Raw genomic sequence first — 15789 nt, 5'->3', positions numbered from 1 at the left:
ATGGGTTTTAAACGGAAATCTTCGGTAGACCCTCAGGTCAAACAGCTTATTGACTGGATGTATCTCCAGGTAAGTCCCTTTTTCAGGGTATATGAGGTCAACTACCATGCTGGTTCGGTCTATTTCTATGGGATGCCACGGGTTAGCCAAAAGATTATACAGGAATCCCTCACGGCACAGTTCGCATCCAGGGGTTACAACCTTGCTATCGAATCTAAATTAGGGGAAGAGGTAATTGCAGCGATTCCTTTCAAACAAGGAAAAGACAGGGTCTGGATTAATATTGTGCTTGCAATAGCCACTTTTTTTACAACCATGTTTGCCGGTGCAAGCATGTTCGGGGCAGATGTAATTGCAAATCCGATCTCTGTTTTTGAAGGTCTGCCCTTTACTATCGCTATAATGGGTGTGTTGGGTTCACATGAGATGGGACACTACCTCGCAGCTCGCAGGCATGGCATGAAAACTTCCCTGCCCTATTTCATTCCCTTTCCCTCCATAATCGGAACAATGGGGGCGGTTATCAAACACAAAGGAATGATACCGGACAGGAAATCCCTGTTTGATGTGGCAGTTTCAGGCCCTCTTGTAGGGCTTGTGGCTTCAGTAATAGTAACTGTCATCGGTCTGATGCAACCCCCTGTTGAATTCTCTCAGGCACCCGGGACCCTTATGATAGACCTGCAGATGCCTCCCCTATTTGCCTTCCTGCAATGGTTGATGGGTTCCAGTGGCCAAACCATTCACCCGGTAGCTTTTGCCGGCTGGGTGGGCATGTTTGTGACCCTGCTCAACCTGCTACCTTCGGGCCAGCTGGATGGAGGGCATGCCATGCGTGCAATGCTTGGTGAAAAAGCGAAATACATTTCTTCCGCAATGCCTGTTATACTCGGATTGATAGCTATTTATATAGGCACTGTAATGGGCCAGAATGCCGGGATCTGGTTTTTCTGGGCGATTTTACTCTTCCTTTTCGCTGCCGCAGGCCATCCCCGTCCAATGGAAGACAGGCATGAACTTGGAGGTAAAAGGATGCTACTGGGAATAGTTACCTTTGTGCTGGGCCTGCTGTGCTTCACACCGGTTCCTTTCACTGTAGTTACTGTTTAAGGAAGTGAATTGAATGGATATAAATATCCGTTGGAATCGAAAGAACTCATACAGTCTGGCGACCCTTTATCCCTTGCTTGAAAATGCAGGTTTTGTCAGACACCCCGTTGACGGCATAATGGTGTACAGCTTTTCCACCGCACAAAAAAGAAGCATATTTACGGAAGTATCCTCTTCAAACACCGATTCTGTCTATATAGCAGGAGGGCCGCATCCATCAGGATCAGTGGAAGAAACTCTTGGATTTTTTGATTATGTGGTTATCGGGGAGGGAGAAGAAACCCTGCCACAACTTGTGGATACCCTGCAAATGGGTGGGGATGTTTCAAAAGTAGCCGGGATCGCCTACAAAACAAACGATAATATAGTGCACACATCTGCCCGGCAACCGGTAAACCTCGATGATTATCCCTGTTTTGACTGTGAAGGCCCCAGGTCACCAATTGAAATCAGCCGGGGATGCCCCTGGAATTGCAAATATTGCCAGACACCCAGACTTTTCGGGCACAAAATGCGGCATCGAAGTATTGATTCCATTGTTCGTTATGCACGCTGCTACAATGACCTGAGATTCACCTCTTCGAATGCTTTTGCCTACGGGGGTGACGGGATTCATCCGAGGCTGGATAAAGTTGAGAAATTACTTGCCTGCCTTGCAAAGTTTGAAGGAAAGAATATCTACTTTGGCACTTTCCCATCGGAAGTGCGTCCTGAATTCGTTTCGGAGGATGCTCTGGAACTGGTAAATAAATACTGCACAAACAAAAGTATAAGCCTGGGTGGCCAATCAGGCAGCGATAGGATACTCAGGCAAATTCGCAGGGGACATAGCAGTGAAGATATCTCTCATGCCGTTGAGCATTGCGTGGACAAAGCTATCGTGCCGATGGTGGATTTCATATTCGGTTTTCCCGGTGAGACCGAAGAGGACCAGCGAATGACCCTGGATATGATCAACTGGATAATCAGTAAAGGTGGCAAGGTGCGGGCTCATTACCTGACCCCACTGCCTTCGACTCCTTATGAAAATATGGTTCCTGCACCGATCGAACCGGATGTAAATAGGCTTCTGGGCAAACTGGCACTGGATGGGAAATTGACCGGAAAATGGGCTTAACTTTTATCTGCAAGATGGTAAGTATGAAATTGTCCACAGTGGTATACGTTAACGAGAATTTTTTTTCCTGAATTGTATTTTTTCATTTGTCTTTCGTACTGTCTCTGGGAAGGTTTGAGTTTATTTTCCCTGAAATAGGAGAGCAGGGTAGTAAGGAAATCTATTCGGTGCTGAAGGAAGCCGGTTTCATATTCCACCACATCTTTTGCTATCTGCATGGCATCCTTTTCAGTCATTTCACAGTGGTAGTAACCGTGTTCATTCAGGCCTGCCACGTGTCTCCACAGAAGTTTGCCCCTGGTGTCGGGTTCGCGATTGAGCATATAGGGATATATGCTGCATATGGCGGGCCTCTGTTTGTATATGGTACACAGGCCATCTTCCCCCAGGAAAGCACAGGTCCCGTCATCCCTGTAGGTCAGGGCATACCCCTGTACATAGAAATTGCCCTTGTTATCACAGTAATCAAAATAAGGTGCAGGTGTAATTTTTGAGGAATCGATCATCTCGATTCTCTCAACATCCTTCTCCAGCAGGAAAACATGATCATTGTAATCGCGGGTGCAACAGCGTGTGCACCTGCTGCATTCAAAACCCACGTCTTTGATTATATCAACCAGTTCTTCAAAAGGGTATGCCTCTACGTCAGATAGGTCTGATCTGGCCTGTGCGAGCTCTTTGCTTATCAAAGCTATCTGCATCACCCGAGACTAACCGTGCTGGCATAGTATTTAAGAATATTTTCAACGAACCACATATACAGGTTTTTTGGAATTGCGTATGACCTTCTCCGCAACACCGCCAAGCAGGAATTTTTTGGTGCTCTGCTGACCTCTGGAACCAATGACGATCATATCGACATTCTTTCGTTCAGCAAAATCGATGATCTTATCTGCAGGATATCCTTCCAGCATTTTTGTCTCGCAGGACAAACCTTTCTCTTTTGCAATAACCATGGCCTTCCGAAATGCGTTTTTGCCCATCTCCTCCAGCACACGGCGGGAAGGACTCCAGGAATCAGGGTTTGACAGAAGGGATGAACCCGGATGTATCACATAAGCAACGTAAATACGACTATCCAAATCCTTTGCAATTTCCATCCCTGCTTCAAGCACCTGTTCCGAATAACCGGAACCGTCAACGGAAATAAGCATCTTGTTGTAACTCATTATCTAATCCCCCTTGCAGTAAATTAGGACAGTATTTTTTATATAACTGTCGTGCTCATTTTTGTTCCCTGAGTTTTTCGGCAATACGCATTGCAAGTGCCTTTCCGATTCCCCCAACTTCTGCGATCTCTTTTTCCTCAGCCTGTCTGACCTTTTCCACAGATCCGAAATGTTGCAGAAGTTCTTTCTTTTTCTTTTCCCCGATTCCTTCAATCCCATCAAGCTCGGAATGGGAAAGTCTTGCTGATCTCCTTTTTCTGTGGGATGCCACTGCAAACCTGTGTGCTTCATCCCTTACCTGCATGAGCATTTTTAGTGCAGGTGATTTTTTAGGCAGAATCAGCAGTTTACGGGGATGGGTGTCTGGAAAAATTATATGCTCAAATTTCTTGGCAAGGCCGATTATAGGTATATTTATCTGCAGTTTTTGTAATTCCCGGCTTGCGGCGTTGACCTGCCCTTCTCCCCCGTCGATAAGTATAAGGTCCGGCATGGCTTGTTTATCATCTTTGATGTGGGAGTATCGCCTTTCAACAGCTTCGGCCATCATGGCAAAATCATCAATTCCTTCAACACTTTTGATATTGTAATGCCTGTAGTCCGCTTTTGAAGGTGTACCGTTTTTGAATACTACCATCGAAGCTACCGGGTCACTTCCCGATATATTGGATATGTCAAAACCTTCTATGTGTCGGGGCAGTGTACCAATTCCCAGTTTTTCCTGTAAGGTTTCCAGCCCTTGCAGTGTCCCCTCCATTTTTGCTTTCTCCGTATTTGCCCGCTCTTTGGCCATTGTGGCATTTTTCATCGCCATATCAAGGAGTTTTTTCTTTTCCCCTATCCGGGGAATGTTCAGGGTGACTTTCCTGCCAGCCTTTTCAGACAGCCATTTCAGGATTACTTCTTCCTCTGGAGGCATCTCTGGTACAACAATTTCGGGAGGAACAGGGGAATCCTGGTAGTATTGCTTAATGAATTCGGCAATGATCTCAGAGGATGTACTTTTCCCCCGGTTCAGTTCAAAATCCGCTCTCCCAACCATGTTGCCGTTTCGCACATAGAAGAGCTGGACATAGATGTCTTTTTCATCCACATGCAAACCGATCACATCCCGGTCATCGATCCCTGCAGTTGTCTTTTGCTGTTTTGCAAGTTCCTTTAAACCTCCTATCTGGTCCCGGATAACCGAAGCTGCCTCATATCGCTGTTTTTCTGCGTATTCCTGCATTTGCTGTTTGAGTTTGCCCAGCAGGTCACCGGTATCTCCCCTGAGGTACTTTACTGCGGCCTTCACATTATCCCTGTATTCTTCAGCATCCACATCTCCTGTGCAAGGTCCCATACAGCGATTTATATGGTAATTCAGACAGGGCCTTTTCTTCTGTGCAGGATTACCGTGACACCTGCGGATTTTGAATATCTGGGATATCAGGTCAAGGGTGGTGCGTACCGGCTTTACACTGGTGTATGGTCCAAAATAGACAGCATCGTCCATCATCCTGCGTCTGACCAGATATATGCGCGGGTATCTGGAATTGATGGTTACCTTCACATAGGGATAACGTTTGTCATCCTTAAGGCTGATATTGTACCTGGGCCTGTTCTTTTTGATAAGGTTGGCTTCCAGGATAAGGGCTTCAACTTCTGTGGATGTAACTATGTATTCTATATCCCTTATCTTGCTAACAAGGACCTTTGTTTTTGGACTCTTGTTTTTGTCAGCCTGAAAGTATTGACTGACCCTTTTCTTCAGGTCCCTGGCTTTACCGATGTAGATAATGGTCTCATTTTCATCCTTCATCAGGTATACACCAGGCAGATGGGGAAAATCTGATATGTCCGGATTTCCCGGCACAATATTTTCGCTCATTTCTGTGGTGTGCACCCCTTGTAGCAGTGTTCAACGAACCTGTCATATGTAATATCCAGGATAGTTTCCAGATTCACTATATCTTCCCGGTTGTACTCAAGAAGCAGGTCAAGGGCTTCTTCATTTCCCTTTTCATATTCCTTCCACAGGCGCACGGCTTCAAAACCGTCCATGCCTTCAGTTTCTTCGGAGCGGTTGATTCCCAGGAGGTGTTCTATATTTTTGAGTCCGCCTTTCAATCCGATTCTCCTTAAAGGATACATAAGATCGGTATGCATTTGCTCCATTGTTATCTGGGGGAATTCTCGCTGTATAAAGGGCAGGTCAAAACGCGCACCATTGAAAGTCACCAGGAAGTCGTATTGCTCCATCTCCTGTACTATTTCTTCCAGATTTATGCCCCGCACGAAACTTTTCACATCTTTGCCATCATAAACCCCAATGACAGTTATTTTTGAGGATGAAGGTGAAAGCCCTGTGGTTTCAATATCTACGTAGGCTACAGAGTCCGAAAAATTACGGAATCCTCTCCAGTGTTCGGATGTAGGTATCGATTTTGCAAAATAAGGAATATCGCGAATCTCAAGTTTTTCCATGGAATTTTCAATTTCCATTGCAATTTTATCTTTTTTGGAACCCGGGAGGTTTATTGCGTTTTTATTCTGCAGGAATTCATTCCATGTGGTAATTCCACCGGACCATATCTTCCGCTCGGTTTCTTTCCCGATTCCAGGGATGTGAATATAAGTACTTGTAAGCATTAATGTCACCAATATTTTATATGATGGATTCAGCTCATGTAATTAAATTTGCCAGAATATATATCATTTAAGAAAATGTATTTATATATATGATCAACGTAAATTCTTATACAATATACAACTATAACAGGGGATAACATGCGCGCAGATATTACATCACTCTTTGGGTTAAACGTATATACCAACCTCGGTACTTATGTGGGTAAAGTTGACGACCTTGTAATGAACGTAGATGAGGGAGTAATAAGTGGTCTTGCTCTTTCTGACATCAGCCGTGATTTTTTCGATGTTCCTACAAAGGGTGTCATAATTCCCTATCGCTGGGTAGTCACAAGCGGGGACATTGTTCTTATCAGGGATGTTGTCAGCAAATTCAGGAAAAAAGAGCAAGTAGAAGACTGATCATCTCATGAAAGAGCGAGAGATTTATGCAGATTTGCGTTGTGTATCTCCGGTAATTCTTCGCGTAGATGGCAGGAACTTCCAGCGTGCCCTGAAAAAAGAAGGGTTTCAAAAACCCTATGATATTTTCTTTGCCACCTGTATGGCCGATTCAATAGAGTTGTTTTTCAAAAAAAGCAACATGAACCCGGTTTTTGCATACACTTTTTCTGATGAGGCAAGCCTTGTATTCACGGATCTGCCCTTTGACAGAAGAGTGGAGAAACTTGATTCGGTTGTCCCTTCATTTCTGAGCAGTGCTTTTACCCTTTTTTCAGGAATTGAGGAACCTGTGGCCTTTGACTGCCGTGTGATTCCTGTATGCAATGACCAGTTTACTGAATATATGCATTGGCGACAACAGGAAGCCTGGCGCAATTTTGTCAGTTCTTATGGCTATTACACTCTTATAGATGAAGGCATTGACAGAAAGAGTGCAGCTTCAGTCATGCATGGCAAAAAATCACAGGACATACATGAGATGATGTTTGAAAGAGGCACAAATCTGGCAAAGAAACCTGCATGGCAAAGGCGAGGTGTGGCTGTATACAGGGAAAAATATCCAATAGAAGGATATAATCCTCTTCTGGAGGAAAAGACACAGTCCACACGTACACGTATCTCCCAGGATTGGGATTTACCTCTTTTCAGTACAGCAGAGGGAGATAATTTCCTCAAAAGACATATATCTCTGGATTGAATAGAGATTGCACAATTATTGACTTATTATCAGTTTAATTATTTTATGCGGTGACCCCATGGACAGAATAGATCTTGTTAAAAGGAATGCTCAGGAAATTGTTACAGAGAAGGAACTGGATGAACTGATGGAAGCAAAAGCAGAGCCTTCTGCGTATACCGGTTACGAACCAAGCGGTAAGATACATATGGGCCACGTGCTTACCGTCAACAAATTGATCGACCTTCAGAAGGCGGGCTTTAATATTACGGTACTCCTTGCAGATGTGCACGCTTTCCTGAATCAGAAAGGTACTATGGAAGAAGTGAAACAAATTGCTGATTACAACAGGAGATGCTTCCTTGCACTGGGGCTTGATCCTGATAAAACCAATTTTGTTTATGGTTCGGATTTCCAGATGGGTGAGGAATACATGCTCAATGTACTCAAACTCACCTGTACCACTTCCCTGAACAGGGCCCGCCGCAGTATGGATGAGGTCGGAAGAACAATGGATGATCCGCGGGTTTCCCAGATGGTCTATCCGATAATGCAGGCCATTGATATTGCTATGCTTGATGTTGATGTAGCTGTGGGAGGAATTGATCAGCGTAAGATACACATGCTTGCCCGTGAAGGATTGCCTGGAATGGGTTACAGGGCACCGATATGTCTCCATACTCCCATCCTGCTGGGACTTGACGGTGAAAAAATGGCATCTTCCAGAGGCAATTATATTTCTGTGGATGATGATGAGGCAGTCATCAAGAAAAAGATGAAAAAGGCTTTCTGTCCTGCTGGTGAAATAGTTGATAATCCTGTGTTACAGCTCTTTCGCTACCATATATTCCCCCGTTACGAAGAGGTCGTATTCGAAAGGCCTGAGAAATTTGGGGGCAATCTTACATGCAATGGCTACGAAGAACTTGAAACAATCTTTGAAGATGGAACCCTGCACCCAATGGATCTTAAAAACGGTGCTGTAAAATACATGAGCCTGTTACTTGCACCTGTCAGGGAAGTTCTCCTGTAAATCCCCACGATAACATATATAATGTTTGCAGGCAGATATTTAGCATTAAACTGGGGGAAACATGAAATATACATTTCAGGATTCTACGGATCTGCCTGTACAGCGGGATTTTATTGAGGATTTAAAGAACTTTGTGGATGCCTGTTCCAAAGTTCTTCCTGTAGAGAAGGAAGCTATTGAAAAAAATGAACTTTATCGGAAAAGTATCTATTCTCTTGAAAAGGCACTGGAGGAACTGGACAGTTCCAACGGGAAAGTTGTGGAATGTGTCAAATCTCTTGATCCTGATTTCGCCGGGCACTATCTGAATGATTATAAAAAGTCAGTCCTGGATGCATGTGACAGAGCTGCACATGAAGGTTTGGAACAGGTAAATCTCTCCCTCGAAAAGGAAAGAAACGACTATAACAAATTTATGAATTCTGTTGGCAGTCAGGTCCTTTCTATGTTGAATCCTCTTTTTGAAGGCGGAATTTACGGTTCTCATGAAAGCTATTCCATGGAAGCGGAAAATGGCCAGTTAACCGGCAAGAAGATTTCAACTTTAGGGTCAATGCAATCTTTCTTTGAATTGGGTTATAACAGGTCTTCTGTTGCGATAAAAGATCTGATTGATACTCTTTTTATCCCTACGTGGACACGGGCCGGATTAATATCCAAGGAAAAAAAGATCAAAATGGAAGATATGTCCGAATATTTACTGAAATCGTTTGAGTATGATGGCAATGAACATGTGGAAGCCTCTTTCAACAATAAAAAGGCAGACCATTCCCTGAAGATCATTTCAGATGGCGATGAGTATTCCGTGGTTTTTGATGATACTGATATTATTGCAGACCCTGCGCTTTTTAAATCAATAACCCTTGAAGAGATTGATTCGCTTGTCAAGAACCTTGTGGAATTTGCCCGCTCCAACATTGCTTCCAGCAAACTTGTCAATCTGATGAGCGGTGATGAGAACGCCATTTACAGTAATGAGATATTTGACTGCTTAAAAACCGTTGCAGAACAATATTCAGACATTATAACCCAATGTCGTGAAAGAGGATATGTGAAAGGTGAAATTACTATCAAGATCGAGCAAGAAGACGGAACACGTACTGAAAAGTACGTGGATCGCAGTGAAATTTTCAACCGGCTTTCTGAACTTGGCAGTGAAGGATTGGAGATTGCGGGTATTCTCGGGGTTGAGTCTTTCAAAAGCGATTCACATTAATTTTCCTTTCAGTTATGTATGATCTTTATTGCTGCTGCAAAAATAAAATGCAGACTGATCTGCTATTAAATATATTTCAATCCTCTGTATCTGTATATTGATGCTCACATTCCGGATCCAGTTCACATAATATGTGAGCGGTTCCAAAGACTTTGTCAACAGGTACTACAAATCCCATTCCACAGCCAGGTTTGTCGAGACCCACATCATTTTTGATAAATTCCAATATATTATCGGCATTTGCGGACTCGGCAATTGTTAATACTATTTCCTTTTCAGGTTCAATTAAAGTACCAAGAAAATGTTTCTTTTCATGTACGCCTGTGCCCCGTCCGAATATAATTGTTCCACCCTTTGAACCTGCTTTACGGGATGCCTCTATTACAGTATCTCCCCATCCTTTTTTCACGATTGTTACTATAAGGACAAGATCGTCCACATCATTATTCATTGTCAGTTCCTCCTATGTATCTCATATATACACCTAACATCATGACAAATATAATAGGTGCCAGCGCTATCAATGCAATCATTCCAAATCCGTCCACTATGGGATTGCTATCTGGTTGGGACGCGGCCACGCCTACAGCCATTGACATAAGGAAGGTCACAGCCATTGGTCCGGTTGCCACACCTCCTGAGTCAAAAGCAATTGCTATAAAATCTTTATCACAAAACCATAATAACACAAGGACAAGCAGATAACCAGGAACTATTATGTAAAGGAAAGGTATTCCATAAACCAGTTTGGTCATTGCGATGGCAACAAATGCAGCAACACTTACAGATAAGGTATAAAGCATCAAATTTGATTTAATGTATCCACTTGAAGATTCCTCTATCTGATAGCATAATACTCTAACAGCGGGTTCTGCAAAAGTGGCCAGAAATCCCAGTACAAAACCAATTGGTATCAATATCCAATTGGATTTTATTTGTCCAAAATAACTCCCAATTTCCAGGCCAACCGGGAAAAATCCGTTGTAAACTCCATAGAGAAACAGTATCATTCCCATTGCAGTTATTGAAAGACCTGTCATAAGTTTTAGGAAATATGAGGAGGGAAATTTCAGGTACAATAGCTGGAATACAAGGAAAAAGATAACAAGTGGTAGCAGTGCTTCGATAACTTCAAGGACCACGGATAATAGGTCCTGGCTGTGTTCAACGGCAGTCAAGGTACAAGTACCCCCAGAAGCATTACTGCGAGTATGGGTCCAATAGAAGCAAGCCCTATCAGTCCAAAGCCTTCGGTAAGTGCAGATTTATCTCCGAGTACAGACACGGTACCTATTCCAAGCGCAAGGATTATAGGTACTGTCATGGGACCTGTAGTTACCCCCCCTGCATCATAAGCTATGGCCAGATAGTCGGGATTTGTAAAAAAGGATAGTACCAGAATAATCAGATATCCAGCTGTAAATAGGTACTTGATCGGGACTCCATAGGCGATTCTCAACATAGATACGGCCACAAAAAACCCAACACCTGATGCAATTGAGAGAATCAGTACATTGCGAGGGATACTATCTTCTGATACCGAATCTATCATTGAACTCAGTACCCTCACATCGGGTTCTGCAACAGTTGCCATAAATGATAAGATGAATGCACAACCAAGGATGAACAATAAAGAATTATGTTTTGATAATTCAGAACCAATTGATTCCCCAATAGGGAGCATACCTATTTTGACACCCAGCAGAAAAAGAATCATACCCAGTATGACCATTAATGAACCCACGAAAAAAGACAGGAACATGTCATGATTCATTTCGATCATGACCATGAGCAAAAATACGGCTACAGTTAAAGGCAACACTGCCTGTATTACTTCCTTTGTAGTTTCTTTGAGATCTTCTATCATTCATATCTCCATGGTTGTATAAATAAAAAACACTTCTATCAAATCTATGGTTCCAAATTATATGATATTTTTGTTTTTTGGAAACACGTGATTTTGAAATAATCGGGACTTCTTTGATTCCATGTTTAGAAGGCACCTTGAAATGAATATATTTATTAGATATCTTCACATAATTCGTTTTTATGGAATCGGCTATACTCAATGATATCATCATTATTTTTGGAATATCCATTTTTGTACTCTATATATGTCACAAACTTCGTATTTCTATTATAGTCGGTTTCCTGATAACTGGTGTCTTAGTGGGTCCTTATGGAATGGGATTCATTAATAATCCAGATAATATCGACATTCTTGCCGAGATTGGTATTATTCTATTGCTATTTACCATTGGAGTGGAGTTATCTCTCAAAGAACTCTGGGATATGAAGCGTTCTGTGGTACTGGGAGGAGGCCTTCAGGTTCTTTTCACAACCCTTGGGACTCTTTTTGCAGCTACATATCTTGGTTTTGGTTTCAGTGAATCCCTTTTCCTGGGGTTTTTGATATCCCTGAGCAGTACAGCAATTGTTCTCAAGACACTCCAAAAGAGAGCAGAATTGCACAGTTTGCATGGTCGCACGATCCTTTCTATATTACTGTTCCAGGATGTCATTGTAGTGGCAATGATTGTGGCAACTCCTTTCCTGGCAGGGGTTGGTGGAAATGATGCAAACTCAATTTTTATGATCCTTCTGAAATCTCTGGCAATTATTATATTCATAATGTTTTTTGCCAGGTGGCTGATTCCCCATATCCTATATCATATTGCCAAAACCCGCAATCCTGAATTGTTCCTGCTTTCCGTGATTGTCATATGCCTGTCTGTTGCTATGCTCACTTATAGTGCGGGATTGTCCCTGGCACTGGGGGCCTTCCTTGCGGGCCTTGTGATATCTGAATCTGAATACAGTCATCAGGCACTGAACAATATTCTTCCCTTTAAGGATGTTTTTTTGAGTATTTTTTTCGTATCAATAGGAATGTTGCTTAATGTACAATTTTTCCTGGATAACCCCTTAATGATATTACTTGTGACCATCGGTGTTATGTTATTCAAGGGAGTTGTCAGTGGTTTTGTTTCTATGGTTCTGGGATATCCCCTTCGCAATTCTATTCTCACCGGTATGGCACTTGCCCAGGTGGGTGAATTCTCTTTCGTCCTTTCTAAATTCGGGGTTGAGTATGGTCTCCTTGACAACTACTTATATCAAATGTTTCTGGATATTTCCATTCTTACAATGGCAGTTACTTCCTTTTCAATTTCCTATTCTCCCTCTGTGGCTGCCAATGTTCTCAGACTTCCTCTGCCACATAAGCTCAAGTGCGGCTTTGCCCGTAAAGATGTAACAAAGATGTACGATAAAAAGGAAAAAATGTCTTCCCATCTTATCATCGTAGGTTTTGGTTTCAATGGTAAAACAGTGGCAAAAGCTGCCAATGCAGCGGGTATTCCTTATCTGGTTATTGAAACCAATCCGGAGAGTGTAAGAGAAGGTATTTCAAAAGGAGAAAATATTTTTTATGGAGATGCAACCCAGGAAAGTGTACTTGAAAAGGCGGATATTGATTCAGCAAAAATAATGATTGTTGGTATTTCTGATGCAACGGCAACCCGCAGAGTAATCTGGCTTGCAAGGGAAATGAATCCCAATATCCACATCATTGCACGAACACGTTATCTACAGGAGATGGGTCCGCTCTATGAACAGGGGGCTAATGAGGTCATTCCGGAAGAATTTGAAACTTCTGTGGAAATATTTGTTCGCCTACTCAGACGTTACCTTGTTCCGGAGGACCAGATAAAAAAATTTATTGAAGATGCCAGGGCAGGTGGATATGACATGTTTCGCAGTGTCTCCTCTGACCCTCTGAATTTTGAACAGATGCAGTTTGATATCCCGGATGTGAATATAGTCTCCCTCCGTGTACCTCTGGGAGCTGATGTGGTGGGGATGACCCTTGAAGAACTTTCCCTCAGGCAACGATTCGGGATTACAGTCCTGGCAATCAGAAGAGGACTGGAAACTATCACAAACCCCGGAGGGGATGTACGTATTCTGGAGGGAGATATTCTTGTGTTGCTGGGAAGTCATGAAGATATGAAAGAAATAGGGGACTTTTTCACGGATCTAAGTGAAAAGAACACAAAAAATACTGAGGAATAATATGGAGCGGGCAGTAGGGCACATTCTTGAGAAAATTAACCGTAAAGATGCAACAGTTCTAACTTCTCAGGAACTTTGTGATATGATCGATGCAGGGGACAATGTTGGTTTTGAGGATGTAGAGGTGGTGACTGCTGCTACCAGAGCGATTATGAGTGGAACTTATGCGGTTCTCTCATTTCCGGTAGATACCGTGGAAAAATTCACCCGCGCTTGTACTGTAACCATAAATGGAGTGGATGCCCATGTGGGCCCCTGTCCCAATGAAAGACTGGGTATACTGGACTTGATGGTTTTTGGTACAGCACACAGCCATGAGAGGGAAAATTACGGAGGAGGCCACCTTTTCCGGGAAATTGTGGAAGGTAATCCTGTGGATGTGGATGTAGTTACCGATGAAGGGAGGAAATATTCAGATACAGTGTCCATTGAGGATATGCCATACGCACAGCTGTTTGCAACGCGGCATGCATTTAAGAACTACAGTGCCTTTGTGAATTTTTCCCCGTCTCCTGTTTCCACTATTTTTCATGCAACTGCCTTTGCCCCCGATGCCACTGAAGCCACCCTGTCGGGATGTGGGCAAATAAACCCTGTAAAGAATGATCCGCAGCTCCATGGTATCGGTGTGGGAAGTCGTATTCTTCTCAATGGGGCGGAAGGGTTCATCCTGGGTTCAGGGACGCGTAGCAGCCCGGAAAAACCCAATCTTATAGCAACTGCGGATATGCATTCCATGGTGGCTGATCATATGGGAGGTTTTGCGACTTCTGCAGGTCCTGAATGTATTGTTTCCTGGGCAGTTGCAGTGCCTGTAGTTGATGATTCAGTATTCGATGCGATCAGGCAAACGGACAGCGCAGTACCGATGCCTGTAATGGATGCTGATCGCAGGATAAAGGTTGCAATGACAAGTTATGCAGATGCCTGGAAAGATGTAGACCTTGAAGTTGCTTTCAATCCTGGCAATTGTCGAGGGTGTGATGTATGTGAACCCATGAAAAGATGTCCTATGGAATCAATCTATTTCAACGGTGACAAAATGGTACTGAACAGGCACACATGTTTTAACTGCGGTCTCTGCTCAACCTTATGCAGTAGTGTATTCAAGGCAGAACTGGGTAGTCTTAAATTCGATTATGAAGGGAAAAATATGGATGTCCCAATCGTTGTGCGCCAGTCAGATCGTAAACGTGCACTCATAATGGCCGAAAAATTAAGGGACAGTATAAAGAATGGAAGTTTCATCCTGAATGGGATGGTGGAGAGGATATCTCCATAAACCGCTCAATGATATCTGCAGGACAGAGGTGGATGACAGGCACCTTTTTGTTGCGGGCTTTTGTCTTTACTACGAGGACACCATTTTCCATTGTATCCAGTTTCTTCTTAAGGTCTGACTCATCGGCCACCACAGCAACATTTTGTATGCCTGCCCCTAAAGCAACTTTTTTCAGGTCTGTCAATCCTGAGGTTGCGGTTTTTTGATTGCCTGTTGAACCATATGCACCGTTATCGATGATTACAAGGAGATAATTATCAGGATGCTGGTTGGCTATTGTTGCCAGGCTTCCCATATTCATAAGGACCGATCCATCACCGTCAATTGCGATAACTTTCCTGTCCGGTCTTGCCAGGGCCAGCCCGAGCCCGATGGAAGAAGAAAGGCCCATTGAACCAAGCATGTAAAAATTTGCCTTTCTGTCACATATTTCGTATAACTCTTTTGAGGGGAATCCGATGTTTGCAATAATCAGGGTGTCTTTATCTCCTTCTTTTTCAGCAAGAACCTCAAGTGCATCATAGCGTATCATGATTCCCTCCAGAAACCTATACTCAATAGGATAGCTGCTTGTTTTCCTTCTTCAAAGGCTTTTCTGGTGGCTTTCTCGATAGTTTTTTTGGCCTCTACAAGATTTGGTTTGTATGCAGGGATATCCAGCACTTCGAGTAAGAGAGGAGTTTTTTCACCCATTGGTACCTGGGCGCAGATTGGCTCTCCTTCAACTCCCCTGTGGCTTATAATTATCAATAACGGGATATTGTATAGACGATTGAGGGATGCAAGAGCGTTGATGGAATTACCGATCCCGGAATTCTGCATCATTATGGCCGGTTTTTTACCTCCCATGTAGGCCCCGGCGCAGATTCCTATGCCTTCCTCCTCTCTGGTGGCGGGAACGTGGATGATGTCCGGATCACTGTCTACCATGGGAATGAGTTTCTGGAGATTTGCACAGGGCACACTTACAATAAAATCAATATTTGATTCCTTTATAGCTTTAAATACTTCCTGAGACGGGTCCATGTGGTCTCATT

General features: G+C 43.2%; 17 protein-coding genes. 8 read left to right on the top strand and 9 right to left on the bottom strand.

Features of this window, described 5'->3' with window-relative positions:
- Both MMAH_RS08825 and MMAH_RS08820 read left to right on the top strand, forming a co-directional pair.
- A complete protein-coding gene (locus MMAH_RS08825; protein ID WP_013038207.1) occupies positions 1-1110 on the top strand; it encodes a site-2 protease family protein in 1110 nt (369 codons plus the stop codon).
- Between the two features lie 13 nt (positions 1111-1123).
- Complete coding sequence (locus MMAH_RS08820) at positions 1124-2227, top strand: TIGR04013 family B12-binding domain/radical SAM domain-containing protein (RefSeq protein ID WP_013038206.1); 1104 nt, start codon at positions 1124-1126, stop codon at positions 2225-2227.
- Here MMAH_RS08820 and MMAH_RS08815 read toward each other — a convergent pair.
- From MMAH_RS08815 to MMAH_RS08800, 4 genes are read right to left on the bottom strand one after another with little or no spacing between them, the layout of a single operon-like run.
- The gene (locus tag MMAH_RS08815; protein ID WP_013038205.1) at positions 2224-2928 is read right to left on the bottom strand and encodes a YkgJ family cysteine cluster protein; all 705 of its coding nucleotides are present in this window, start codon (positions 2926-2928) and stop codon (positions 2224-2226) included. The two genes, MMAH_RS08820 and MMAH_RS08815, sit on opposite strands and share 4 nt — an antisense overlap.
- A gap of 42 nt (positions 2929-2970) precedes the next feature.
- Positions 2971-3396 carry a universal stress protein gene (locus MMAH_RS08810; RefSeq protein ID WP_013038204.1) on the bottom strand — a complete coding sequence of 142 codons (426 nt, stop codon included), beginning with the start codon at positions 3394-3396 and terminating at the stop codon, positions 2971-2973.
- A gap of 55 nt (positions 3397-3451) precedes the next feature.
- The gene (gene uvrC, locus MMAH_RS08805; protein ID WP_013038203.1) at positions 3452-5266 is read right to left on the bottom strand and encodes an excinuclease ABC subunit UvrC; all 1815 of its coding nucleotides are present in this window, start codon (positions 5264-5266) and stop codon (positions 3452-3454) included.
- Positions 5263-6027 carry a ribonuclease H-like domain-containing protein gene (locus MMAH_RS08800; protein WP_013038202.1) on the bottom strand — a complete coding sequence of 255 codons (765 nt, stop codon included), beginning with the start codon at positions 6025-6027 and terminating at the stop codon, positions 5263-5265. The genes uvrC and MMAH_RS08800 overlap by 4 nt, the downstream gene beginning before the upstream one ends.
- Before the next feature lie 138 nt (positions 6028-6165).
- On the opposite strand from MMAH_RS08800, the gene MMAH_RS08795 reads away from it, so the two are divergent.
- The 4 genes from MMAH_RS08795 to MMAH_RS08780 all read left to right on the top strand — a co-directional run bounded on the left by MMAH_RS08795 (position 6166) and on the right by MMAH_RS08780 (position 9396).
- Positions 6166-6429 carry a PRC-barrel domain-containing protein gene (locus MMAH_RS08795; RefSeq protein WP_013038201.1) on the top strand — a complete coding sequence of 88 codons (264 nt, stop codon included), beginning with the start codon at positions 6166-6168 and terminating at the stop codon, positions 6427-6429.
- Between the two features lie 7 nt (positions 6430-6436).
- Positions 6437-7168 (top strand): tRNA(His) guanylyltransferase Thg1 family protein, encoded by a 732-nt coding sequence (locus MMAH_RS08790; RefSeq protein ID WP_013038200.1) that lies wholly within the window; start codon positions 6437-6439, stop codon positions 7166-7168.
- A 58-nt stretch (positions 7169-7226) separates the two neighbouring features.
- Positions 7227-8180 carry a tyrosine--tRNA ligase gene (locus MMAH_RS08785; RefSeq protein WP_013038199.1) on the top strand — a complete coding sequence of 318 codons (954 nt, stop codon included), beginning with the start codon at positions 7227-7229 and terminating at the stop codon, positions 8178-8180.
- 61 nt (positions 8181-8241) lie between these two features.
- On the top strand, positions 8242-9396 hold the full coding sequence (locus tag MMAH_RS08780) for a hypothetical protein (protein ID WP_013038198.1): 1155 nt from the start codon (positions 8242-8244) through the stop codon (positions 9394-9396).
- Positions 9397-9472: 76 nt separating this feature from the next.
- On the opposite strand, the gene MMAH_RS08775 is transcribed toward MMAH_RS08780, so the two are convergent.
- From MMAH_RS08775 to MMAH_RS08765, 3 genes are read right to left on the bottom strand one after another with little or no spacing between them, the layout of a single operon-like run.
- Entirely contained in the window at positions 9473-9847 is a 375-nt protein-coding gene (locus MMAH_RS08775; protein WP_013038197.1) for a P-II family nitrogen regulator, read from the bottom strand.
- A complete protein-coding gene (locus tag MMAH_RS08770) occupies positions 9840-10574 on the bottom strand; it encodes a DUF1538 domain-containing protein (protein ID WP_013038196.1) in 735 nt (244 codons plus the stop codon). Before MMAH_RS08770 ends, MMAH_RS08775 begins: the two co-directional genes overlap by 8 nt.
- Positions 10571-11263 (bottom strand): DUF1538 domain-containing protein, encoded by a 693-nt coding sequence (locus MMAH_RS08765; RefSeq protein ID WP_013038195.1) that lies wholly within the window; start codon positions 11261-11263, stop codon positions 10571-10573. The genes MMAH_RS08770 and MMAH_RS08765 overlap by 4 nt, the downstream gene beginning before the upstream one ends.
- Positions 11264-11445: 182 nt before the next feature.
- Between MMAH_RS08765 and MMAH_RS08760 the strand changes: the two genes are divergently transcribed.
- Together MMAH_RS08760 and MMAH_RS08755 are read left to right on the top strand one after the other, a co-directional pair.
- Positions 11446-13470, top strand: a complete 2025-nt coding sequence (locus tag MMAH_RS08760) for a cation:proton antiporter domain-containing protein (protein ID WP_013038194.1) — start codon at positions 11446-11448, stop codon at positions 13468-13470.
- A 1-nt stretch (position 13471) separates the two neighbouring features.
- Positions 13472-14752, top strand: a complete 1281-nt coding sequence (locus MMAH_RS08755; RefSeq protein ID WP_013038193.1) for a methanogenesis marker 16 metalloprotein — start codon at positions 13472-13474, stop codon at positions 14750-14752.
- On the opposite strand, the gene comE is transcribed toward MMAH_RS08755, so the two are convergent.
- Positions 14715-15284, bottom strand: a complete 570-nt coding sequence (gene comE / locus MMAH_RS08750; protein WP_013038192.1) for a sulfopyruvate decarboxylase subunit beta — start codon at positions 15282-15284, stop codon at positions 14715-14717. The genes MMAH_RS08755 and comE overlap by 38 nt on opposite strands.
- The gene (gene comD / locus MMAH_RS08745) at positions 15281-15778 is read right to left on the bottom strand and encodes a sulfopyruvate decarboxylase subunit alpha (RefSeq protein ID WP_013038191.1); all 498 of its coding nucleotides are present in this window, start codon (positions 15776-15778) and stop codon (positions 15281-15283) included. The genes comE and comD overlap by 4 nt, the downstream gene beginning before the upstream one ends.
- Between the last annotated feature and the right edge of the window lie 11 nt (positions 15779-15789).

Source organism: Methanohalophilus mahii DSM 5219 (assembly GCF_000025865.1).
GTDB lineage: Archaea > Halobacteriota > Methanosarcinia > Methanosarcinales > Methanosarcinaceae > Methanohalophilus > Methanohalophilus mahii.
This window is presented reverse-complemented; position numbering and strand designations above follow the sequence as displayed.